Origin of the sequence: Sporofaciens sp. JLR.KK001, assembly GCF_036941055.1 — a bacterium.
Lineage (GTDB): Bacteria > Bacillota > Clostridia > Lachnospirales > Lachnospiraceae > Sporofaciens.
The window spans coordinates 895398-916609 of sequence record NZ_JAYMNO010000002.1 but is presented as its reverse complement, the minus strand read 5'-3'; the positions used below and the strand labels follow the sequence as shown (position 1 = coordinate 916609).

The 21212-nt window shown below is 44.1% G+C and carries 19 protein-coding genes, 7 tRNA genes and 1 pseudogene; 17 read left to right on the top strand and 10 right to left on the bottom strand.

Annotation, left to right across the window (positions count from 1 at the left end; genetic code table 11):
- The first annotated feature begins 43 nt into the window (after window positions 1-43).
- The 7 genes from VSQ62_RS29605 to VSQ62_RS29575 all read left to right on the top strand — a co-directional run bounded on the left by VSQ62_RS29605 (window position 44) and on the right by VSQ62_RS29575 (window position 715).
- Window positions 44-117 (top strand) — tRNA-Asp (locus VSQ62_RS29605).
- A 6-nt stretch (window positions 118-123) separates the two neighbouring features.
- Window positions 124-196, top strand: a tRNA-Val gene (locus tag VSQ62_RS29600).
- Between the two features lie 9 nt (window positions 197-205).
- Window positions 206-287: transfer RNA gene (locus tag VSQ62_RS29595), tRNA-Tyr, on the top strand.
- A 78-nt stretch (window positions 288-365) separates the two neighbouring features.
- A tRNA-Thr gene (locus VSQ62_RS29590) sits at window positions 366-438 on the top strand.
- 30 nt (window positions 439-468) lie between these two features.
- A tRNA-Met gene (locus VSQ62_RS29585) sits at window positions 469-542 on the top strand.
- Between the two features lie 3 nt (window positions 543-545).
- Window positions 546-618, top strand: a tRNA-Phe gene (locus VSQ62_RS29580).
- Window positions 619-642: 24 nt separating this feature from the next.
- Window positions 643-715: transfer RNA gene (locus VSQ62_RS29575), tRNA-Lys, on the top strand.
- A 421-nt stretch (window positions 716-1136) separates the two neighbouring features.
- Here the strand turns inward: VSQ62_RS29575 and VSQ62_RS29570 are convergent.
- From VSQ62_RS29570 to VSQ62_RS29545, 6 genes and pseudogenes are all read right to left on the bottom strand, one after another.
- Entirely contained in the window at window positions 1137-1373 is a 237-nt protein-coding gene (locus tag VSQ62_RS29570; RefSeq protein WP_334638542.1) for a transposase domain-containing protein, read from the bottom strand.
- A gap of 150 nt (window positions 1374-1523) precedes the next feature.
- On the bottom strand, window positions 1524-2042 hold the full coding sequence (locus VSQ62_RS32565; protein ID WP_350339905.1) for a DUF6431 domain-containing protein: 519 nt from the start codon (window positions 2040-2042) through the stop codon (window positions 1524-1526).
- Between the two features lie 819 nt (window positions 2043-2861).
- Complete coding sequence (locus tag VSQ62_RS29560; protein WP_334638441.1) at window positions 2862-3245, bottom strand: type II toxin-antitoxin system VapC family toxin; 384 nt, start codon at window positions 3243-3245, stop codon at window positions 2862-2864.
- Window positions 3246-3247: 2 nt separating this feature from the next.
- On the bottom strand, window positions 3248-3517 hold the full coding sequence (locus tag VSQ62_RS29555) for a type II toxin-antitoxin system RelB/DinJ family antitoxin (RefSeq protein ID WP_162212047.1): 270 nt from the start codon (window positions 3515-3517) through the stop codon (window positions 3248-3250).
- Window positions 3518-3601: 84 nt separating this feature from the next.
- A pseudogene (locus VSQ62_RS29550) lies at window positions 3602-3975 on the bottom strand (TIGR04076 family protein).
- Window positions 3976-4104: 129 nt separating this feature from the next.
- Window positions 4105-4611: a DNA-3-methyladenine glycosylase I gene (locus tag VSQ62_RS29545; RefSeq protein ID WP_334638440.1), complete on the bottom strand. Its 507-nt coding sequence runs from the start codon at window positions 4609-4611 to the stop codon at window positions 4105-4107.
- 94 nt (window positions 4612-4705) lie between these two features.
- Between VSQ62_RS29545 and VSQ62_RS29540 the strand changes: the two genes are divergently transcribed.
- Window positions 4706-5062 (top strand): DUF6431 domain-containing protein, encoded by a 357-nt coding sequence (locus VSQ62_RS29540; RefSeq protein ID WP_334638439.1) that lies wholly within the window; start codon window positions 4706-4708, stop codon window positions 5060-5062.
- Window positions 5063-5250: 188 nt separating this feature from the next.
- Here VSQ62_RS29540 and VSQ62_RS29535 read toward each other — a convergent pair whose 3' ends face one another.
- Together VSQ62_RS29535 and VSQ62_RS29530 are read right to left on the bottom strand one after the other, a co-directional pair.
- Complete coding sequence (locus VSQ62_RS29535; RefSeq protein WP_334638438.1) at window positions 5251-6036, bottom strand: flagellin; 786 nt, start codon at window positions 6034-6036, stop codon at window positions 5251-5253.
- A gap of 503 nt (window positions 6037-6539) precedes the next feature.
- Entirely contained in the window at window positions 6540-7580 is a 1041-nt protein-coding gene (locus tag VSQ62_RS29530) for a M42 family metallopeptidase (protein WP_334638437.1), read from the bottom strand.
- A gap of 237 nt (window positions 7581-7817) precedes the next feature.
- On the opposite strand from VSQ62_RS29530, the gene VSQ62_RS29525 reads away from it, so the two are divergent.
- Window positions 7818-8981 (top strand): DUF819 family protein, encoded by a 1164-nt coding sequence (locus VSQ62_RS29525; protein ID WP_334638436.1) that lies wholly within the window; start codon window positions 7818-7820, stop codon window positions 8979-8981.
- Between the two features lie 209 nt (window positions 8982-9190).
- Entirely contained in the window at window positions 9191-11206 is a 2016-nt protein-coding gene (locus VSQ62_RS29520; protein ID WP_334638541.1) for a beta-galactosidase, read from the top strand.
- 25 nt (window positions 11207-11231) lie between these two features.
- Here VSQ62_RS29520 and VSQ62_RS29515 read toward each other — a convergent pair whose 3' ends face one another.
- A complete protein-coding gene (locus VSQ62_RS29515) occupies window positions 11232-12563 on the bottom strand; it encodes an ATP-binding protein (protein WP_334638435.1) in 1332 nt (443 codons plus the stop codon).
- A 210-nt stretch (window positions 12564-12773) separates the two neighbouring features.
- On the opposite strand from VSQ62_RS29515, the gene VSQ62_RS29510 reads away from it, so the two are divergent.
- Window positions 12774-14150, top strand: coding sequence for a WD40/YVTN/BNR-like repeat-containing protein (locus tag VSQ62_RS29510; protein WP_334638434.1), 1377 nt, complete (start codon window positions 12774-12776; stop codon window positions 14148-14150).
- A gap of 73 nt (window positions 14151-14223) precedes the next feature.
- On the opposite strand, the gene VSQ62_RS29505 is transcribed toward VSQ62_RS29510, so the two are convergent.
- Window positions 14224-15333, bottom strand: a complete 1110-nt coding sequence (locus VSQ62_RS29505) for a pyridoxal phosphate-dependent aminotransferase (protein ID WP_334638433.1) — start codon at window positions 15331-15333, stop codon at window positions 14224-14226.
- A gap of 219 nt (window positions 15334-15552) precedes the next feature.
- Here VSQ62_RS29505 and VSQ62_RS29500 point away from each other — a divergent pair, with 219 nt between their 5' ends.
- From VSQ62_RS29500 to VSQ62_RS29475, 6 genes are all read left to right on the top strand, one after another.
- On the top strand, window positions 15553-16899 hold the full coding sequence (locus VSQ62_RS29500; RefSeq protein ID WP_334638432.1) for a sodium:proton antiporter: 1347 nt from the start codon (window positions 15553-15555) through the stop codon (window positions 16897-16899).
- Window positions 16900-16914: 15 nt separating this feature from the next.
- Window positions 16915-17955, top strand: a complete 1041-nt coding sequence (locus tag VSQ62_RS29495; RefSeq protein WP_334638431.1) for a cytidylate kinase-like family protein — start codon at window positions 16915-16917, stop codon at window positions 17953-17955.
- A gap of 142 nt (window positions 17956-18097) precedes the next feature.
- Window positions 18098-18244 carry a hypothetical protein gene (locus tag VSQ62_RS29490; RefSeq protein WP_334638430.1) on the top strand — a complete coding sequence of 49 codons (147 nt, stop codon included), beginning with the start codon at window positions 18098-18100 and terminating at the stop codon, window positions 18242-18244.
- A gap of 9 nt (window positions 18245-18253) precedes the next feature.
- Entirely contained in the window at window positions 18254-19960 is a 1707-nt protein-coding gene (locus tag VSQ62_RS29485) for a glycoside hydrolase family 127 protein (RefSeq protein WP_334638429.1), read from the top strand.
- A 227-nt stretch (window positions 19961-20187) separates the two neighbouring features.
- A complete protein-coding gene (locus tag VSQ62_RS29480; protein WP_334638428.1) occupies window positions 20188-20466 on the top strand; it encodes a CD3324 family protein in 279 nt (92 codons plus the stop codon).
- 157 nt (window positions 20467-20623) lie between these two features.
- Complete coding sequence (locus VSQ62_RS29475) at window positions 20624-21157, top strand: GNAT family N-acetyltransferase (protein ID WP_334638427.1); 534 nt, start codon at window positions 20624-20626, stop codon at window positions 21155-21157.
- The last annotated feature ends 55 nt before the right edge of the window (window positions 21158-21212 follow it).

The following is a 21212-nucleotide window of genomic DNA, read 5'->3' as shown; positions in this document are numbered from 1 at the left end:
TTTCTTGTATGCAGTTTTGAAGGTATATGAATACCTTTTATATGGCCCAGTGGCTCAGTTGGTTAGAGCGCCGCCCTGTCACGGCGGAGGTCGAGAGTTCGAGTCTCTTCTGGGTCGTTATATGGGATCTTAGCTCAGCTGGGAGAGCATCTGCCTTACAAGCAGAGGGTCATAGGTTCGAGCCCTATAGGTCCCATATATATTTGGATGGGTTCCCGAGTGGCCAAAGGGGGCAGACTGTAAATCTGTTGGCAACGCCTTCGAAGGTTCGAATCCTTCCCCATCCATTGGTGGCAAAGTGTGAATCGTTTGCTAAAACCAAAACGGTTCGAATCCTTTCCCATCTTAAGTCTATGATAATACGTGCCGATGTGGCTCAATTGGCAGAGCAGCTGATTTGTAATCAGCAGGTTATCGGTTCGAGTCCGATCATCGGCTTGGCTTCGTAAGAAGCAAATAATAGAATATCGCGGGGTGGAGCAGTCTGGAAGCTCGTCGGGCTCATAACCCGAAGGTCGTAGGTTCAAATCCTGCCCCCGCAATCCGCCCAGATAGCTCAGTTGGTAGAGCAGAGGACTGAAAATCCTCGTGTCGCTGGTTCGATTCCGGCTCTGGGCATTTTGTTTACTCAAATTATGATATGGGTGTGTAGCTCAGTTGGTAGAGCACTTGACTTTTAATCAAGTTGTCCCGGGTTCGAACCCCGGCACGCTCAGTGAAAGAAATAGCCCAGAAACGTAGATTTTAAGCGGTTTCTGGGCTGTTTCAGTGTTTGTTTCAATTCTTATTAATTCCTTTATTTTTTCATAGCAATATTATAGCTTTTCCAGGGCTACTATAGCAAAATTATAGCAGATCATAGTGCGATTGCACTGTTTATTTTTTCATGTACAGCTTCTTTCTTTTGTAAGCGATGAATAACCTACCGGTTTTACATATTCTAAAATCTGTGGGAAATCTTTTTGACTGACAAGTGAATGACGTGATTCAAGATTTGTTTATAATCAAGTTCTTAATGAACCGAAGTATATAAGAATTATAAGTTCAAAACTGGAAAGGTTCATAGAATCCTGGAACTATAAGCGAATACAGCTTTTATCAACGATTGTTTTTTCATCACAAATAAGGGGCAGCTATCAAAGCGGTATCTGCCCCCGGTTCTCCGGTGTTTCTGTTTCCGTGTCCATCACCTTGGAACATCGTTCCTTTATAAAGTCGTTCCACGGCATCATTGCTTCCACACCTGCGGGCTCCTGTTTATAGTCTGGCATGTAAAGCAATAGTGTGTAAAGGTATTGAAACACGTTCAGGTTATTTGCTTTTGCCGTTTCTACCAGGCTGTAGATGATGGAGCTTGATCTCGCACCATTCACAGTATCGTGAAAAAGAAAGTTCTTTCTCCCGGTTGCGTAGGATTTTGCGCATCGTTCCGCCCGATATCCGAATAGTAAGAACGGAACATCAACAGCCACCCCCTAACTTTGAGTAGTCGATGCCTGGTCGTGTGGTCGTGGAAAAGCAGCTCAGGGACCGAACACCTGTTGGCAGTAAGACGCCGGATTTTTATGGGACTGGAGGAAGGATTTTGCAAAACGGCGGACAAAGGCGGAAGCAAAATCAGAATAGGAGGGCTGGGAGAACAGTGTCTTCAGGAAGGAGAGGGAAGAGACTTCCATAGAGGAAAGTGCCCCGAGCCATTCTTCCTTCTGCACCAGGAAGAGTTCCAGAAAACGGTGCAGTTGGGAAAGGGTGATGGAGAAACGCCTGCAGAGGCCCTCTATAGTAGAGAGGTGCAGGAAATACTCTGCCAGGACACGGAGGATGAAGAACAGGCCGTAGCCGGAATAGGGGATGATGAAATCCGGGAGGATGGCATGGGTATGGCCGCAGGTGCAGATGAGGCGAAGGATGCAGAGGCTGTGTCGGACAGGGGCGCCATCTATGAAATCCACCAGGGAACGGTCATAATAGGCATGGATCTTGCAGCTGCCTGCTGCCCCGCAGAAGGGACAGGTCTGCAGCTGGGGACGGAATCCAACCATGAAAGACTCAAATAGTGCTTTTGATGAAGTTTTTATACGGATCAGCTTGCAAAATAGGGAGTTTTCTCTTATCATAGTATATGTCGGTAGTGCCAAAGCCCCACGAGTGGGACATGATCCCGTATATGGCAGGCACGCTGGTGTGAGAGAAAGAACAAACTGTAGGAGGTTGGTGTTCTTTCTCTTTTTTTTGTTTCAAAAAAAACTATATCGGAACAGGCAGGAATGGTCAAGAGGAAAATGCGCCGTTTCCTACAGCGCGCTCTGATAGCTGCCCCTTAATTGTGATGAAAAAAACAAAAATCGCTGATAAAGAGTTATATTTCGCTTATAGTTCCCGGATATGGAGCTTTCCGGCTTTGAACTTATGATTCTTATATACTTCGGTTCATTAAGAACTTGATTATAAACAAATCTTGAATCATGTCATTCACTTGTCAGTCAAAAAGATTATCCCACAGATTTTAGAATCTGTAAAACCGGCAGGTTATTCATCGCTTACCAAAAAAATACCGCCTACCTCATACAAGATAAGCGGCATCTGATATCCATGTTTTTATCTGTCAGTCTCCTGTATAGAAAGATAGCTTTTTAATCAAATATCCTGCGTCTGTCAAGCCTGCGCTATGCAGTGCCTATCCGAGACCGCATGTTTTCCGTTTTCTTACCTTACATGAGCGTACCAAAACCAAACCCTGCTTTTTTTCTTTACTGTGCAGCGTCTCATAATGTTCACTATTCAGGTAATATACGAAATTAACTGTTGTCTTTGTCATTATACTGGTAATATAATTTTTGTATTGCGGACGGCAGACTTAATTACACACTCATCACACATTTTTCTCCATGTGTAAGTAATACTAAATTCTCATATTTAGCCTGCGCTATCAGAAGCCTGTCAAATGGATCATTATGTTTTGGTGCATCGTTCGGTCGTGATAACGTCTTTAACAGGAAAATATGTCCTGTCTCTATCGGCAGGCTGGTAAATCCTGTATCCTCACACAGCCGGACAAATTCTTCTTCTGATACAGGCATATTTTCTGGCTTGATTATATGCTTGATTGCAACTTCCCATACAGAGGCCATACTATAAAATACTTCATTACTTTCCTTTTCGAGAAGTTCTATCACTTCATTCGACAGCTTTGACGTATTTGCAATGGCCCATAGTGCTATATGCGTATCCAGCAAAATCCTCATGTCTATTTCACTCCAAACATTTCTGCTATCTCGTCATTATTCTCATCAATATTATCCGGAATCTTATATTTTCCATTTGCAATCCCCAATGTTCTTTTCCGCCCGGCTGCTGATAAATGCATGGAAAAAGGCATTCCCTGATCCTCCACGCTTTGCCTTGCAAATATTCTTACCGCCTCTGCAAAAGATGTCCCCAGTTGTTTATACAATAATTCAACCTGTTCCTTTAACTCTGAATCCATTCTTACTTGCAGGGTTGCCTCCTTAGCCATAACAAGCACCTCCTTTTTGTAATACAATTATATTACAACCGTATTGCATTTTCAATTATATTATCGTATTTAATATCTCCACTATTATTCGTAGTCTATTCGTTCAATTTTGAAAATTACAGGTCTTGTACCATCTGAGCAGCAAGCAATCATTGTGTTTTCTTCCTTCATCCACCCTGTAATCCCGCATAGATATATCGCGAGATTGCATCCCATGCCTCAGAACAATGCGGCATTTTAGGTCCACCTGCCACAGTATCAGGATCAGCTTCTGTTTTAACCAGTGTGTCAAGTCCCATATGCCAGAAATCATCCCTCTCATCATCCCTGAAAAAAATGAATTCGTCACCCACATTATAACATTGACATGCTCCGGAAGCAGGATCCGCACAATACTGCTGTTGAAGTTCAGGATATAGTTTTTTATCAATTACAGTTACTTTCACTTTATATTTCATACTCTCCATCTCCATTCATTCGTTCAGAATCCAGTCTTTAAATCATACCATAACGGACATTAGCAGCCCATTAAGTGTACCTTATTGAAAATTAGTAGTTCAATAAGTATACACTGTCAAATACTTTTATCAGCCTTCTTTGTTTCTTCTCTTACGGACTGCTTGTTTTCCTTCCATGACATCCTTGTAGCGGAAGCACTCCTCTGTATGGTCATTGATTATCCCGCAAGCCTGCAGATGGGAGTATACTGTCACAGAGCCAAGGTATTTAAACCCTCTCTTTTTCAAATCCCGGCCAATCTCATCCGAAAGTCCGTTCTTTGTCGGAAGACTTCCTTTTTGATGGCCCATATACAGAATTATCTTGCCTTTCGTAAATCCCCACAAATAATCGCTGAATGTACCAAACTCCTTTTGTATCTTCAAAAAACACTGAGCATTATGGATTACTGCACGAACCTTTCTCTCAGACTTTATCATTCCTTCTGTATCTATAATCCTCTGGACATCTTCCTCCGTATATTTTGCCACGCTCTGATAATCAAAATCATCAAAACATTTACGGAATATCTCCCTGTCAGCCAGCAAATTAAATTTATCTATTACCGCAGGTTTGCAGCAAATTAAAATCTTCATTCTAAAAACACTACAATACTATGATAAGAAAAACTCCCTGATTTGCAAGATAATTCGTATAAAAAAAACATCCATACAGCTTTTCAATGAATATATGCTGTCTTATTCATGGGAGGATGAGGCATGTCCATGGTGCGGCTCCAAAGGGAACTGCGTCTCCCATGGCTCTTACATGCGCTCCATGGCTGATTTCACGTATGGAAAGGCAGTCTATGGGGAAATCTGTGTCCTGCGGCTGTGCTGTACAAGTTGCGGGCATACCCATGCCATCCTCCCGGATGTCATCATCCCTTACTCTGTATATGGCCTTTTCTTCATCCTGCGGGTGCTGGCAGAATACTTCCTTCCTTTGTATACGGTAGAAAAACTCTGCGCCCGCTTCGGCATCTCCGTGTCCATGCTTTACCGCTGTTGCGAACCAGGTGTCGGCAACGATGCGGTCGGCGCTTAAGGTGCATTCTCCGTCCAGTTCAGACAGTGCGAATCCGTTTAATCATGGAAGGGGGCACAATGACATCCGTAAGGAGGGGGATAAGGTGACTTGGTCTTGCTGGGTGTACCAAAATCTGGACATTCAGCAAGACCAACATATTTTTTGACTAACACCAATGCTATTTCGCTAGATCAGACGTAATCTTATTATGACGGGTTGAACATTAAAAGACCAGACATCTTCTGTCCTTGCTGTGCCATTTTCTGCTTTTGTAGCATCATGGAGATACTTTGTAAAGTCTGTTGATGTTTCAGTTCTGTAAGGGCCTTCGCAATGTCCGTATCGCCCATGCGGCTCTTGGATGCAGTAAGGTTGACCGACGCATAATCGTTGTAGTTGATGGAATGATCAAGTCCGTTGGATTGCGCGCCTAAGGAACTGCGGCTGCTGGCAACCATTGACAGGGCGTCGTCAATGGATTGCAGATCAAAATTCTTAGTAACGTCAAAATCTTCGATACCAAGTGCTTTCAGCGTAGAATTTACCGAGCTGTTAACGCTGATAGAATCATTATCCCCATTCGCTATGAGCTGAATACCATTGTTCTGACTTCCGTCTAGCAGCTTCAGACCATTGAAATTGGTCTGTGTGGCAACTTTTTCGATGCCTTGCTTCAATTGATTGATCTCTTTCTGGATCTCTGTCCGGTTAGAGTGGCTCATGGTTGCTGTATTGGAAGCCTGTAATGCCAGTTCACGAATCCGCTGCAGATAACCTGTTACACTGCCAAGCGCTGAGTCAGAAGTGTTCAGCAAACTGATCCCGTCGCTTAAATTCTTGGTACCGGTGTTGTATCCTGTGATCTGTGCCTGTTGTTTCTCCGTAATCGCCAGTTCGGCTGCTCCGTCAGCGGCAGATGGCAATCTGTTAGCACTTGCAATATGTCCGTACAAATAAGGTGTTGTACTGCTGATTGCAGAAATTCTGCTCATATCTTACCCTCCTTTTTGTCTAAACCTTTTTAAGAGATTTGAGAGACTTTGTAATATATATTCATATATTATATCGTTCATTTTGATTAAATGTTTACCTTTGATTCTAACTTTCCTGCCTGCAATATCGTTTAAATATAAAAAAGTTACCAAAAGCTGGCAGGAGAGAATTGACCATACATGTATTCTACAGACAGAACAGCAGAATGCAGGGGTGGAAATCAGAGCAGGAGAGAGGGCGGCACTTTTCAGGAGTTCTCTGGAACTTTTCAGGATGTTTTATGAACTTGTAGAACAGAGACATGAGGAAATGGTGAGGAAAAAGCAGTGACGGGTATGATGCAGGAAAATAATAACGGAGAGCAGATTCATCAGGTTAGAATGTTTGGAACATTTTCTATGAATTATAATGGTAAACCTCTGGTTGGGCGCGTTATTGAATTTCATAGGGAAGAGATAAGAATGGGTCAAAATCATATAAAGTGATTTTGACCCGTTGCTTTTTAAAGAATTCTCAGGTAAGCTGCAGACAGTTTCAGGGTGTTCATGATTCCATTGATATGTGTCCGTTCCATTCCGTGAGAAGCATGTACCCCGGGACCGATTAGCGCTGCACATGTGTCGTAGCCTGCTTTCCACAGTGCGGCAGCATCCGAATTATACCGCGGATAGATATCTGTAACGGCATCAATCTCATGCTCTTTTGATAAAGCTACAAGGCGGCTGGTCATGTCCCAATCGTATGGCCCGAGAGAGTCTTTGGCACAGATGGAGACCTGTTCTTCCGTACAGCTAAGATCAGAACCGACGCATCCCATATCTACGACAAGAAGCTCTTTGATATCTTTAGGAAGGGTTGCTCCGCCGTATCCGATCTCTTCGTGGGTAGAGAAGCAGAGATAGGTCTTCTTTGCCGGCTTGAGGTTCTGTTCCTTCATGATCTTGAGAAGAGTGATCAGTATGGATGCACAGCCCTTGTCATCGATGAATCTTGATTTTAAGAAGCCGCTCTCTGTAAATGTAGTCTTGGTGTCATAGCAGACAAAATCACCCGGACGGATGCCAAGCGCTTCTACATCTTCCTTGCTATGTACGATCTCATCAATGCGGACAGCCATGTTCTGTTCATCTCTCGGACGCGTTGACGAATCTGCGAATACGTGGATCGCAGGGGAGAGGGAGAGGATAGTTCCGGTATAAACCTTGCCTTCGCGTGTATGAATCCGGCAGTATTCTCCGTCCAGTGTGGGAAGGATCGGACCTCCGACCGCCGTGATCATGAGATAGCCTTCGCTGGTGATGGAACGTACCATAAGTCCCAATGTATCAATGTGGGCGGATAATGCAACGGATTCTTCGTTGTCTTCGCCGTCTACGGTTACGATGACATTACCGATCTTATTACGGTATACGGGATATCCGAGTTCCCTGACCGTGTCGAGAATGTAATCTGAAGCACGGCCTGTAAAACCGCTTGGGCTGTCAATTGCGAGCAGCGATTCTGCTGTCTTGATGATAAAATCTTCGTACTGTTTTGTGTTCATAAAATCCTCCTTTAGTTTATAAATGTTTAATAGTTACCAGAGATTGACCCTACAAAAATTATACAATATTTTGATAAAAATTTATCTAAAATGGTTAAATTATTGTTGCAATCTATAAGTAAATGTGATATATTAATAAAACAAAGTACATTGTAAACAATCTACAATAAACTAAAGCAAATGTCAAGCTGTAAAATTGTACAAAATTACGGATTTGAGGAATGAAAGGAGAAATGGATGGGAACTCTCATATCAAGTACGCAAGGGTTATTATTTGTTATTTTATTGATGGTAGCATTTTCCCTCTGGCTTCAGAAATACAAAGTATGTAGGTCACTGGGTCCTGTACTTACAGTTGTAGTTATTGGTATTGTTTTATCAAATACCCATATTGTGCCGATTTCGCATGAGTTATATGATTCTATCTCTACATATTGCGTACAGGCAGGTATTTCGATCTGTCTGTTGAGTATGAATGTTACGGAGCTTAAGAAGCTGAACAAGGAACCGGTGATCGCGCTGGTATCCGCGATCGCATCGGTGTGTGTTGTTGCGATCGTTCTTGGAATGATCTTTGCTCCAAGGATCATTGAAGGATGGAAATGCGCAGGTATGTTTGTTGGAACCTACACAGGCGGAACACCGAACCTGACAGCCATCGCTACAGGTGTTGATTGTTCAAGAGAGACGCTGGCAGCGGCGAATGCAGCGGATTATGTGGTATCCACACCTTTGATGGTAGCAATGTTCGCAGCTCCGGCATTCTTCAAGGCATCTAAAAAATGGAACAAGCTGTGGCCGTATTCATTTAAACCGGAAGAATTGGATGACGGCGAGACAGAGCCGCTGATGGCTGATAAGAAGTGGGCGATCAAGGATATTGCATGGCTTCTGACCATCGGTTTTGGAGTAGCGTTTGTCACAACCATGATCGCACAGAGAATATTCCCGGATACTTTCTGGAAAGCAGGAAGACTTCTTATGGTAACAACAGTTTCTATCTGTCTGGCACAGTTGAAGCCGATCAAGAAGCTTCGCGGTAATCTTGACCTTGGACTTTTCATATCACTGTGTTTCCTGGCAACTATCGGATTCGCAGTTGACCTGCAGCAGTTTATCGGATCAGCATTTTTGATGACATTGTATGTGTTCTTTATGTTGGTTGGATGTACATTACTTCATTTCCTGATATGCCGTCTCTTCAAGATTAAGTATGAGTATGTGCTTCTTTCCATGGTCGGATGTATCGTAGACGGACCTACGGCATCTTTGACAGCAGCGGGAGGTAACTGGAAGTCACTGATCAACGTGGGATTGATCATGGGAGTTATCGCCGGAGCGTGCGGTAACTATGTCGGTATCTTTGTCGCTTATATAGTGAAGGCGATCTGCGGTCTGTAGATGGGGTAATCTGGTAATAATAGAATTTATTTGTAGAGCAATGTACGAGTAGATTTAAATATGGGATAACAGCCCTTTGCATGAGAGTATGCACGGGGCTGTTTTCATGTTTCAAAAATTCATACTTTTTGTTTCACCTTTTTATACTGTTGACGGGAAGAATATATTATAATGGTATATAACAATCACGAAAGGGGACAAGAATGGAGATGAAAGCGAAGTTTAAGCAAATGTTATACGGCGGGGATTATAATCCGGAGCAGTGGCCAAGGGAGATCTGGCAGGAGGATATGAGGATGTTCAATCTGGCGGGGATCAACAGCGCAACGGTCAATGTATTTTCCTGGGCGAAGCTCCAGCCGTCGGAGGAGGTATATGATTTCAGCGAACTGGATGATATCGTGGATATGTTGGCGAAGGAAGGGAAGCAGATCGTCCTGGCGACGTCTACGGCGGCGCTTCCGGCATGGCTGGTGAAGAGGTATCCTGAGGTGTCAAGGACCGATTATGAGGGGCGGCGTCACAAGTTCGGACAACGGCATAATGCGTGCCCGAACAGCCCGGTCTATCAGCACTATGCCAGGGAGCTGGCGTCGAGGCTGGCACAGCGTTACGGACAGAATGAGAATGTGGTGTGCTGGCATGTGAATAATGAGTACGGCGGGGAATGTTATTGTGAGAATTGTGAGAAGGCGTTCCGTGTCTGGCTCAGGAAGAAATATAAGACTATAGAGGCTCTGAATAAGGCATGGAATCTGTCATTCTGGGGACATACTATCTATGACTGGGATGAGATTGTACTGCCGAATGCCCTCAGTGAAGGTCTGGAAGGGGACAAGACAGCATTTGCGGGCATTTCTATTGACTATATGAGGTTCAATTCAGACAGTATTCTGAATAATTTCAAGATGGAACGGGACGCTATACGGCAGTATGACAAGGATACCCCGATCACCACGAATCTGATGGGGACGTTTAAGGGACTGGATTATTTCAAATGGGCGAAGGAGATGGATATTGTATCTTGGGATAACTATCCGGGCTATGATACGCCGTGGGGTATGACGGCGCTGCGCCACGATCTTATGAGGGGGCTTAAGGATGAGCCGTTCATGCTGATGGAGCAGACGCCGAGTCAGCAGAACTGGCAGGCTTATAATTCCCTGAAGAAGCCGGGGCAGATGCGCGCCCAGAGCTATCAGACGATCGCACACGGCGCGGATACGATTCAGTTCTTCCAGCTTCGAAGGTCGGTGGGCGCATGTGAGAAATTCCACGGTGCGGTGATCGGTCATGTGGGATCGGAGAATACAAGAGTTTTCCGGGAGGTATCGGAGTTAGGCGCGGAGCTTGAGAAGATCGGTAAGTTTATCATCGGCTCACGGAATGAATCGAAGGTGGGGATCATGTTCGATTGGGACAACTACTGGGCTTTGGAATATACGAGCGGCCCGACCGTGGATCTTAAGTATGTGGATCAGATCTGGCAGTATTATGAATATTTCTATAAAAAGAATATATCTGTAAGTATGATTCCGGTGGATGCGGATCTTAGCAGGTATGACCTGGTCGTGGCGCCGGTGCTGTATATGGTGAAGGAGGGTATGGCAGAGGCGATCGAGGAGTATGTGGCCAAGGGAGGAACCTTCTTGACGGGATTCATGAGCGGTATTGTGGATCAGTCGGATAATGTGCATCTTGGAGGCTATCCGGGACCTTTGCGTAAGCTTGCGGGGATCTGGGCGGAGGAGATCGACGCGCTGGCTCCGGAGCACAGGAATGCGATCGTATTCAAGGACGGAACCAGGGAAGAATGCAGGATGCTGTGTGACGTTATCCATCTGGAAGGAGCGGAAGAGGTTGCGCAGTACGGCAGTGATTTCTACGCAGGGACTCCGGCGGTTACGAGGAATCATTTCGGAGAGGGATATGCATATTATGTCGGAACGGTGCCGTCGGAGAACGGGATTGCCAAGGTTCTCGAGATGGCGTGCGGCGACGCGAAGGTAAGCCCGGTTATTGGGGAAGAGACGGAACTTGAAGTGATGCGAAGGGAGACGGAGACGGAGGAGATCTACTTTATCTTGAATTTTAAGGATGAGGAGCTTGTGCTTCCGGAGGTATTCGCAGGGAAAGTGGATGTGCTTACCGACAGGGTGCTTGAGGAAGGCGAGAAGCTTAAGAAGTATGAGGTTCGGGTAGTGATGTGTCCGAAACTGTCATAGATGATGGGGTGGACCTATATGGCTTCTATAAAAAAGAAGCCATATAGGCAGGAAGACAGAGGATATCTTTTTCTTTCCGCAGATCTTTCGTGTAGATCAGATATCTCTGCAGGATTCTGTCAGAGAACTTTTCTGTAAATGCATCGAGAGAAGCGTGAGTTCTGTATCCAGAAGATTTTACTTCAATCGGACATATTTTGTTCTTCCGTGCGAGCAGAAAGTCTATTTCATAATTATGACGGGACTTTTCATTCATAAAAGTATGGTAGAATAAATCATTTCCATTGGCAGTGAGTATCTGTGCGATAACATTTTCGTACAGATATCCCAGATTTGAGGATAATTTGTCGTTGAGTAATTTATCGTAAATGATATTTTCTGTAAAGTCCTTGTCTTTAAATGCCAGAGTGGTGAATAATCCGGTGTCTGACAGATATAATTTGAATTTGCTCAGATCCTTGTTGTTTGCCAATCCAACGTTTGGGTCGCTTGTGTGATATGCGGCAAGTACAGTTTTAGAGTCTTTCAGTTCTGCAATCAGATTCAGGATGGTATCGTCAGTCCGCTGATGGTTCAAAACACTGGATATCTGGTATTTGACAGCATGTTTATTCAACTGAGCAGGAATTGCGTCAAAAAGCTGGGATATTCTGCCGGTAGAATCTATTTTGTGGAAATCGTCTTCGTATAGATTGAGGATATCTCTTTTTATCATATCGACTTTCCGCAGATTGTTTGTCTGAATATATTCATCTACTGCCTGCGGCATACCGCCGACCAGCATATATAAGCGAAAATCCCGCATTAGTTTACGATTCAGCTGATCGCCCAAGGATTGTTGCTTCTGAAAAACATTGTTTAGCAGAGGTATGGTGGTTTGATCGTCCAACGCCCAGAGAAATTCTTCATAATCCATAGGATACATATTGAGTTTCCGTTCTTCGCTCGGAATCAGAATGTCCTTTACATTCTGCCGGATGGAGATTAGTGAGCCAGTCTCGATGTAGTCATACCGATGATCTTTTACAAGAGCCTTGATTGCTTGTCTTGCAGGAGGGCATAGCTGTACTTCATCGAAGATGATCAAGGAGTTGCGTTCATGCAGATCGACTCTGTATTGCAGCTGCAGCTGCAGGAAGATATAATTCAAATCGGATACGTCATTGAATAAATCTTTTACAGTCTGGGATGCCATAGCAAAATCTATCAGGATATAGCTTTGATATTCGTTTTTGGCAAATTCTTCTACTACGGTAGACTTACCGACTCGTCTGGCTCCTTCAATTAAGAGGGCTGTTTTACCGTCAGATTCGGCTTTCCAGAGTTTTAACTTGTCATAGATTTTCCGTTTGAACATAGATCTCTCCTTTCTTGCTGCAAAAATCGTTAAATTTATAAAACTATTTTACTACAAAATCGTTAATTTCATAATCTAATATTACTACAAAATCGTTAAATTTGGAAGGATGACATGAATAATTCAAAAAAAATTGCCCGTTTGCTATGTTATATATATTTCTTATACCAATTATGGCATTTGTGCCAGTATGGAGGCATACGAAGCCATTTGCCCAGATTGATCGTAAGCCTGGCAGGATGCGGCATGTTCTTCGTATTATGGGTAATTTCCAGAAAGAATAAGCAGGAAGAAGCCTCTGAAAATAGAAAGAATATAGTTCTGATAGAGATTCTTCTTTTTTTCATAGTAACCGCATATTTTGCCGGGCAGATTATCTATTCGGCGATTCCGTACAATGGAGCGCTGGCATGGAAGATCGATGACTGGATGCGGAAGAGGGATGTGAAGCTGGAGCATAATAACATATTCAAGGATGGAGCGGCAGGCATACTTATGGATCTGGACAGGGTTGTAGGGTTGCCGGATGAACTGTATCTTGTGAATCAATGCCAGATTACGTTCGATCAGGATGGAATTATCCGGACAATTTATATATTCATGTACGGAAGAGATGAAAGCGAAACAACGCATACTTATCTGGTAGATTACGATGCCAAGAAGAGCAGGAATATGAGGGTCTCGGTAGATGGTGAAGCGAATCCGGATTATGACGGGAATATGCGTCTGTCGCCTATGTTGAGGATCTTAGAGAGAGCCGATTATGAGAAAAAGGTAAAGGAATGGTCAAAGAACAGCGAGTCAGATCTGTATGAGATATTGTATCTGGGGAAGCGTTCTTTTGAGACGAAGGAAGGGTTGGTCTATCTTCCGGGGGATGTGGATGGAGACGGAGTTGACTCGGAGGATGGATATCTGAATATCGACGGGAGGATTGTTGGTTTTGAAGTCTCCCTGCATATTCCCGGCAAAGAGTTGACTCCGGTCCGCTATATAATGGAGCCGGAATATATCAGTCAGGATGAGTTGATTAAGGAGCGGGAACAGGAGAGCACGGAAGAAGCAAAGGATACGGCAGGCTGGACAGTGGATGAGGCGGACGGTACGATGTATTTCTTCTTGAATGACGATAGGGGCTGGCAGCTGGAGGTGACAGATGCAGCGGCAGGAAGCCGGTTCTATGGGTTGGAGAGGACAGTAAACGGCGGTTCGTCATGGGAAGATGTCAATGGAAATCCGTTTGAAGGGAATCTTGGTGTGGCGGAAGGACTGGTGTTTTTCGATGAAAAATTTGGCTTTGCCGGGCTGTCCGGGGCATCTCAGACACATTCACAGTTGTATGTTACCAGAGACGGCGGGGAAACTTTTGAAAGCGTGCAGCTTCCTATGGATACGGTTACCGAGCTGCCGGAGCATTCGGCGCAGTATGGATTTGCATTGGAGGATTATGATTATTGTCATATGCCGGAAGAAGAGGATGGGGTGCTGACGATTAAGGTAACCTCAGATGTGTGGGAGAGTGAGGGGATGTTGTTCGAGTCGCGGGATGAAGGGAGGACTTGGAGATTTGCTTCTGTGGTGCAATAAGGCTCCAACGGACGAAGAGCAACTGCAGACAGCCGGGAAGTGAGATTATTCCCGGCTGCCTTGTATTTTAATATTACGCCAACAATTCCCCCATGCAGTTAAGAAGCCGCGTATTATCCTCTGGCTTCATGATGCAGAATCTTACATATTCTCCGGGAAGCCCCTCGAATGAGGAACAATCCCGGATCATCATGCCTTGTTTTATAGCGTGTTCGAACATATCGAAGGAAGCGATATCTTCTTTCACGATCTTTATCAGGATGAAATTCCCATAAGCAGGATATACCTTTACATGATGAAATTCCTTCAGCGCGGCCAGACATCTGCTGCGTTCCGATAGGATCAGCTCTCTTGTACGGTTGATATAATCCGTATCCTTCAGCATCAATTCCCCGGCGTATGCTCCAAGGCTATTTAATGACCAGGGATTCTGGTGCCGCTTCAATTCATCTAAGAATCGCTGATTACTGGTTATCCCATAACCCAGGCGGAGACCGGGAGCGGCGAAGAACTTGGATACGCCCCTTAAGATCATTAGGTTGTCATAGTCGGATACCAGAGGAATTGCAGTGATCTCTTCCACGGACGGAGCGAATTCCACATAGGTCTCGTCGATCATGATGAAGATATCACGCTCTTTGCATAATTCTGCCAGAGAGCGTAACTCGCTCTGTATAAGGGCGGAAGAGGTAGGATTGTTCGGATTGCACAGAATCAGGAAATCCACATCATCTGCCAGGATATGCTTTAGATCGTCCATATCTAACCGGAAATCCTGGGATTCATCCAGATAATAATTGGAAATGCGCCCGCCGGTGAGAGACAGTTCCCTCTTATATTCAGAATAGGTGGGGCCGATCACCAGGGCGTGACGGGCGTTACGCTGGCCGATCAGAAGGGAGATCAGTTCGGTGGAGCCGTTGCCGGTTACTACATAATCCATATCTGTATTGCAGTAGGATGCGATTACCTGCCGGAGGCTCTTATAGTCTCTGTCTGGATAACTGGTGATAATGTCCAGATGTTCAGACAGGGATTGGCGTACGGAATCCGATAGGCCAAGGGGATTCACATTGGCGCCGAATTTTACGATGCTCTCCTTGGGGATTCCATAGTATTGTTCAATCTGTTCAATATCGCTCCCGTGGAAAGAGGGGCGCGATTGATTATTATTTGCGGTCATGGTTTATATCCTCTCTGTATTATGCTTAATGTATTGTATCACAGAATAGATGCTGCGCCAATGTTCAGGAATTGCTAAAAATTATTTTTTCTAAATTGTATATTTCCCAATGCAAATATGAATTAAGAATTGGTATATTTTCTACTTGAATCTGGAAATACATTTGATTATAATATTTTGGTAAATTGATAAATATTTCACAAGGAGGAAGATGAAATTATGACGATACCAATGTGGCTCTGTATTCCATTTGCAGGGCTTTTATTCTGTATTGCGGTGCTTCCGCTGGTTAAAGGAGAGTGGTGGGAGTCGCATCAGCCCTTGGTAGTTGCGGGATGGTCGATTCTTTTCATTATACCCTTTGGGGTCTTGTTCGGAGCCGGGACGGCGTTAGAGACGGTGTTGGAATGTCTGATCAACGATTATCTGACATTTATTGTGCTGTTGTTTGGGTTATTCTGCGTAGCCGGAAATATCACGATGGAAGGGGATCTGGCAGGTTCGCCCAGGGTGAATATCATTCTTCTTACGATCGGTACGCTGCTGTCTAGCTGGATTGGGACGACGGGGGCGAGTATGCTGATGGTGCGTCCGGTTATCAAGATGAATGCCTGGAGAAGGAACCGTTCGCATATTCTGGTGTTCTTCATCTTCCTGGTTTCTAATATCGGAGGATGTCTGACACCGATCGGAGATCCGCCGCTTCTGATGGGGTTCTCCAGGGGGGTTCCGTTCTTCTGGAGCCTGCATTTGCTGCCGATCATGATATTTAACATGGTGGTGCTTTTGATCATTTTCTATTTTATTGACAGAAAGCGGTATTGCCGGGATATGGCGAGGGGGCGGAAGCCAGATATCAGCAAGCCAGGTACGAAGATACAGATCCGTGGTCTTCACAACCTGATTTTTCTTGCTATGATCGTGGCAGCAGTCGTTTTAAGCGGGATTCTGCCGGATCTTCCGATGTTTCAGGATGCAGAAGGACATGTGCGGGGGATACACATTTTCAAGGAAGTGTCGTTAAGTTTTCCGGCGATGATTGAGATCGTGATCATTCTGATCGCGGCTTTCCTGTCATTTCGGACGACGGACCCGGTAATCCGGAAGAAGAACCATTTTACCTGGGGTGCGATTCAGGAAGTCGGGACGTTATTCATCGGAATCTTTATCACGATGCAGCCTGCCCTGGCGATACTGAAGGGGATGGGCGCGGGCCTTGGGATTACAGAGCCTTACCAGATGTTCTGGACGACGGGCGTGCTCTCAAGCTTCCTTGACAATACGCCGACCTATCTGGTATTCTTGACGACAGCGGGTGCGATTGGTTTTAATGACGGGCTTGTTACAGCTCTTGGTATGGTGCCTGTGAAAGTGCTGACGGCGATTTCCTGCGGCGCGGTATTCATGGGAGCCAATACATATATTGGAAATGCGCCGAATTTCATGGTGAAGGCGATTGCGGATGAGAATGGTATCCATATGCCGTCGTTCTTCCGGTATATAGGATGGTCACTGATGGTTCTGGTTCCGGTATTTTTGCTGGATACGTTATTGTTTTTCCGATAGGGAGGAGGATTTAGGATGGCAAATGAAGAGAAGAATTTAAGAGAGCTTGCCGGACGGATCTATGATCTGGATGAGGAGGTTTACAGAGAACTTGGCTCCTCTCTGGGACGCGTATTTAACGGAAAGAAGGAAGATTGTATCGAGGAGACCGTCCGTATGATGCATGAACGCAACCAGGCCCATATCCTCAGAAACGAGCTGGCGCTGATCAGTAATATGGCGCGGACGATTCCAAGCCATGCAGCCAGGCATCAGGTCATGGCAAAATACGATGAGATCTTAAAAGAAGTGACGGAGCTTCCCACCAGCTTTATCAAGGGGGATATTCTGGATGAGAAGATGGCGCAGCTGAATACACTGAATCTGCAGGCCCGTTTCGGGGAGAAGGACCATCTGATCATCTGTATTGGGCGGACATATGGCTGCGGAGGCAGTGAGATTGGATTTACTCTGGCTGATACGCTGAAGATCAATTACTATGATGTGGAGATCTTCGACGAGGTATTGAAGCGTCTGGAGGCTGAGAAGGCTTTTGTGCGGGATAAGGGAGGCTATCCTTATAAGAAGGGGGCTGCGGACAGCAGGCAGTATATAAACGAGATACCGGCTTTTGCACCTGCGCCGAAGTCGACGCTCAAAGAGAAATTACGGGAGTTCAACCGATATCATGGACTTCCGAAGAAGGATGCGGTATTCTTTAACCAGAGCGATCTGTTATGTGATATGGCGAAGAGAGAGGATTTCGTGGTGATGGGGCGGTGCGCAGACGCGATTCTTACCAATAACCGGATCCCGCATATCAGCATCTTCATCACGGCGCCGCTTGAGCAGCGGATTCATCGGGTTATGGAGGTGCGCGGCGTGGAGAATGAGAAGAAGGCGCAGAGACTCTTGGCGAAGCTTGATAAGGCACATATTAAATATTATAAGTATTATACCGGACGCAACTGGGGGAAGGCGAAGAATTATGATCTCTGTATCAACAGCGCGAGTTACGGGATTCAGGGGTCTGTGGATCTGATCATGAGGATGATCAGCAGCGGGGAGGCTCGTTAAGTCAGATTGATAATAGGCTATTCGCAGTTTTTTATGATTTGCGGCGAATAGCCTTTTTTTGCTGTTCATGTATTGCGTAAATGTAAGAAATCAGAAAGCGGTGAAGGATTACCGCGTTAACGATACATTTTGGAAATCAAAGATGGAAATTGTCAGAACAGAGATGATTCCATATCAATGGAAAGCATTGAATGACCAGTTAAAGGATACAGTCCCCAGTCATTGTATTCATAATTTTAAGATAGCTGCAGGGATGGCCGAAGGAGAATTCGGCGGATATGTGTTCTAGGACAGCGATTTGGCTAAATGGCTGGAAGCAGTTGGATACACTCTGGCATGGCATGAGGACAGTGATTTAGAGAGCACGGCTGATCAGGCTATTGAAATCATAGAAAAAGCCCAGCGGGAAGATGGATACCTGGATACTTATTATATCATTAATGGTTTGGAGAAAAGGTGGACGAATCTTGCGGACAATCATGAGTTGTATTGTGCGGGACATATGATTGAGGCGGGAGTTGCATATTACGAAGGAACAGGAAAGAAGAAACTTCTGACTATTGTTCAAAGGCTTGCAGACTGCATAGACCGGACATTTGGTGCAAAATCCGGTAAGATTCATGCCTACCCGGGACATGAGATTATAGAAATGGCACTGGTACGGCTGTATCATGTAACAGGTGAAGAGCGATATCTTAACTTAGCAGCTTATTTTATTAATGAAAGAGGACGTTCACCATTGTATTTTGCCGAGGAGCAAAAGAAGAATGGAAATACATTTTATTGGAAAGACAGCCTTTTTCAATATCAGTATTATCAGGCTGGGAAACCGGTAAGAGAGCAGGATGTGGCAGAAGGTCATGCGGTAAGGGCGGTATATCTATATTCAGGGATGACGGCTTTGGCAAAGGAAATACAGGATGAAAGCCTTCTGAAAGCAGTAAAAAGGCTTTGGACTGATGTGACTAAGAGACAAATGTATATTACTGGTGCAATCGGATCCTCTGAATATGGAGAGGCATTTACTTTTGGATATGATCTGCCTAATGCTGAGATATATGGAGAGACGTGTGCGTCGATCGGTCTTGTATTCTGGGCAAGAAGAATGTTGGAGGAAGAACTTGACAGTGACTATGCAGATGTGATGGAAAGAGCTCTTTACAATGGATGCGTCAGCGGGATGTCAATGGATGGAAAACGCTTTTTCTATGTGAATCCATTGGAGATAAATCCAGAAGCGTGTAAAAAGGATCAGAGAAAAACGCATGTCGCTATAGAGAGACAGAAATGGTTTGGATGTGCATGCTGTCCGCCGAATTTGGCACGAATGATCGCATCTGTAGGGAATTATGCATGTTCTGTCGGTGAGAAGCTGGCAGCATTTCATCTATACATAGGCGGAGAAGTGGTATTGCCTTTTGATGATGTGCGGATTCTGGTAGACAGCAAGATCCCCTGGAGCGGTAATGTGTGTCTTACCATGCAAGGAACTGCGGAGTATACGTTCGCGCTTAGAATTCCAGGATGGTGCGGCAAGTACCGTGTATGTCTCAATGGAGAAGAGGTTTGCAATGAGCCGAAGAAAGGGTATATTTTTATAGAACGGGAATTTAAGAATGGAGATCAGGTACAGATTGAGTTCGAGATGATTCCGAGGAAGAATTACGCCCATCCGAGTGTAAGAGAAGACTTGGGAAAGGTGGCGCTCTCCAGGGGACCGCTTATCTATTGTCTGGAAGAGATAGATAATGGTAGTGGAATTACCAGAATGTTTCTTGGCAGGGACAGTGAGATTCGTGAAATACAGGGGATATTAGAGGAAGAAGAGATTGATCTTGAGGTTACAGGGAGACAGTTCCGTATAGATGAATGGGATAATAGTCTGTACCGATTTGAACGGCCGAATGAATATGAAGAAAAGGTACTGAAATATATTCCTTACTACCTCTGGAATAACCGCGGGGTGGGAGAGATGGCCGTATGGATGCATGAGATAGATATATGATAGCTATACACACAATGCCGACTACTACGGAATCTTCCAAATCTTTATATATCAGAAAACCAAACTGAGCATTGATTTTAACTGTTTTAAAATATATAATATTTTTTAGCAGAGGAGGTAAGATTAATTTATGAGTAGAACAAAAGCTGCATAGCATGAGCTATTGCAAAAAATAAAAAGTAATAGTTCATGCTTATCCTAAATGATTTCTTTAGGAGGTGCAGCACATGAACTATATAAGTGCAAAAGATGTATTGCCAATGGAGATAATTAGGCAGATACAATCCTATGTAGATGGTCAGATTATCTATATCCCGAAATCGGAATCTAAGAAAAAAGGACGAAAAGTTGATACTTTGGCAAAAAGAGAACTATCTATACGAAATACAAATATTTACATGGAATATATTAGCGGGCTTTCAATTAAGCAACTCTCCCAAAAATATTTTCTTGTGGAAAAAAGTATTCAAAGAATTATAAGGCAGGAAAAAACAAAGAACTTATAATAAAAGATGTGCCATGTAGAAAATGTGGCACATCTTTTATTATAAATTCAAAGCGTTCCCCTATCAATAATAAAATAGATTATACTATTTCATGTGGAGGAAATGGAAATTTCTATAATTTTCACAGAACAATATAAGGAGCATAAGGAGAGAATGCATGGGGAATAAAATAATCGTAGCCGAATCAGAAAGATTAATTTTAAGAAGATACACTAAAGAAGATATACAGGACTTGTTTGAATATTTATCTGATAAAGAAGTTGTGAAATACGAACCATATAAACCGCTATCTTTTGATGAAACAAAAGAAAATCTTGAATGGCGCATAGGTACAGATGAAATGATTGCTGTCGAATTGAAAAATATGCATAAAATGATTGGAAATGTTTATATGGGAAAACGTGACTTTGAAGCACTGGAAATAGGATATGTATTTAATCAAAATTATTGGGGAAAAGGATATGCTGCTGAGAGCTGCAAGGCTTTAATTCAACAGGCATTTTCAAATGGTGTGCATAGGATATACGCAGAATGTGACCCCGACAATAAGAATTCATGGAAATTACTTGAAGCGTTAGAATTTCAGCGTGAAGCTCATTTTAGAAAAAATGTATATTTCTGGAGAGATGAAACTGGAAAAGAGATTTGGAAAGATACGTATGTATATGCCAAATTAAATGATAATATGTAATACCTTGCCGGGCAGATTTCCGGGGATTTCGACAACAATACGGTAAGGTCCCGGT

Excerpts from the sequence above, each read along its gene's own strand:
- VSQ62_RS29505 (WP_334638433.1), bottom strand. The coding sequence starts at position 15,333 with ATGACCGCAAATAATAATCAATCGCGCCCCTCTTTCCACGGGAGCGAT.
- VSQ62_RS29540 (WP_334638439.1), top strand. The coding sequence starts at position 4,706 with ATGCTGTCTTATTCATGGGAGGATGAGGCATGTCCATGGTGCGGCTCC.
- VSQ62_RS29480 (WP_334638428.1), top strand. The coding sequence starts at position 20,188 with ATGAACTATATAAGTGCAAAAGATGTATTGCCAATGGAGATAATTAGG.
- VSQ62_RS32565 (WP_350339905.1), bottom strand. The coding sequence starts at position 2,042 with ATGGTTGGATTCCGTCCCCAGCTGCAGACCTGTCCCTTCTGCGGGGCA.
- VSQ62_RS29515 (WP_334638435.1), bottom strand. The coding sequence starts at position 12,563 with ATGTTCAAACGGAAAATCTATGACAAGTTAAAACTCTGGAAAGCCGAA.
- VSQ62_RS29475 (WP_334638427.1), top strand. The coding sequence starts at position 20,624 with ATGGGGAATAAAATAATCGTAGCCGAATCAGAAAGATTAATTTTAAGA.
- VSQ62_RS29545 (WP_334638440.1), bottom strand. The coding sequence starts at position 4,611 with ATGAAGATTTTAATTTGCTGCAAACCTGCGGTAATAGATAAATTTAAT.
- VSQ62_RS29525 (WP_334638436.1), top strand. The coding sequence starts at position 7,818 with ATGGGAACTCTCATATCAAGTACGCAAGGGTTATTATTTGTTATTTTA.
- VSQ62_RS29530 (WP_334638437.1), bottom strand. The coding sequence starts at position 7,580 with ATGAACACAAAACAGTACGAAGATTTTATCATCAAGACAGCAGAATCG.
- VSQ62_RS29555 (WP_162212047.1), bottom strand. The coding sequence starts at position 3,517 with ATGGCTAAGGAGGCAACCCTGCAAGTAAGAATGGATTCAGAGTTAAAG.
- VSQ62_RS29535 (WP_334638438.1), bottom strand. The coding sequence starts at position 6,036 with ATGAGCAGAATTTCTGCAATCAGCAGTACAACACCTTATTTGTACGGA.
- VSQ62_RS29560 (WP_334638441.1), bottom strand. The coding sequence starts at position 3,245 with ATGAGGATTTTGCTGGATACGCATATAGCACTATGGGCCATTGCAAAT.
- VSQ62_RS29495 (WP_334638431.1), top strand. The coding sequence starts at position 16,915 with ATGGCAAATGAAGAGAAGAATTTAAGAGAGCTTGCCGGACGGATCTAT.
- VSQ62_RS29520 (WP_334638541.1), top strand. The coding sequence starts at position 9,191 with ATGAAAGCGAAGTTTAAGCAAATGTTATACGGCGGGGATTATAATCCG.
- VSQ62_RS29490 (WP_334638430.1), top strand. The coding sequence starts at position 18,098 with ATGGAAATTGTCAGAACAGAGATGATTCCATATCAATGGAAAGCATTG.
- VSQ62_RS29500 (WP_334638432.1), top strand. The coding sequence starts at position 15,553 with ATGACGATACCAATGTGGCTCTGTATTCCATTTGCAGGGCTTTTATTC.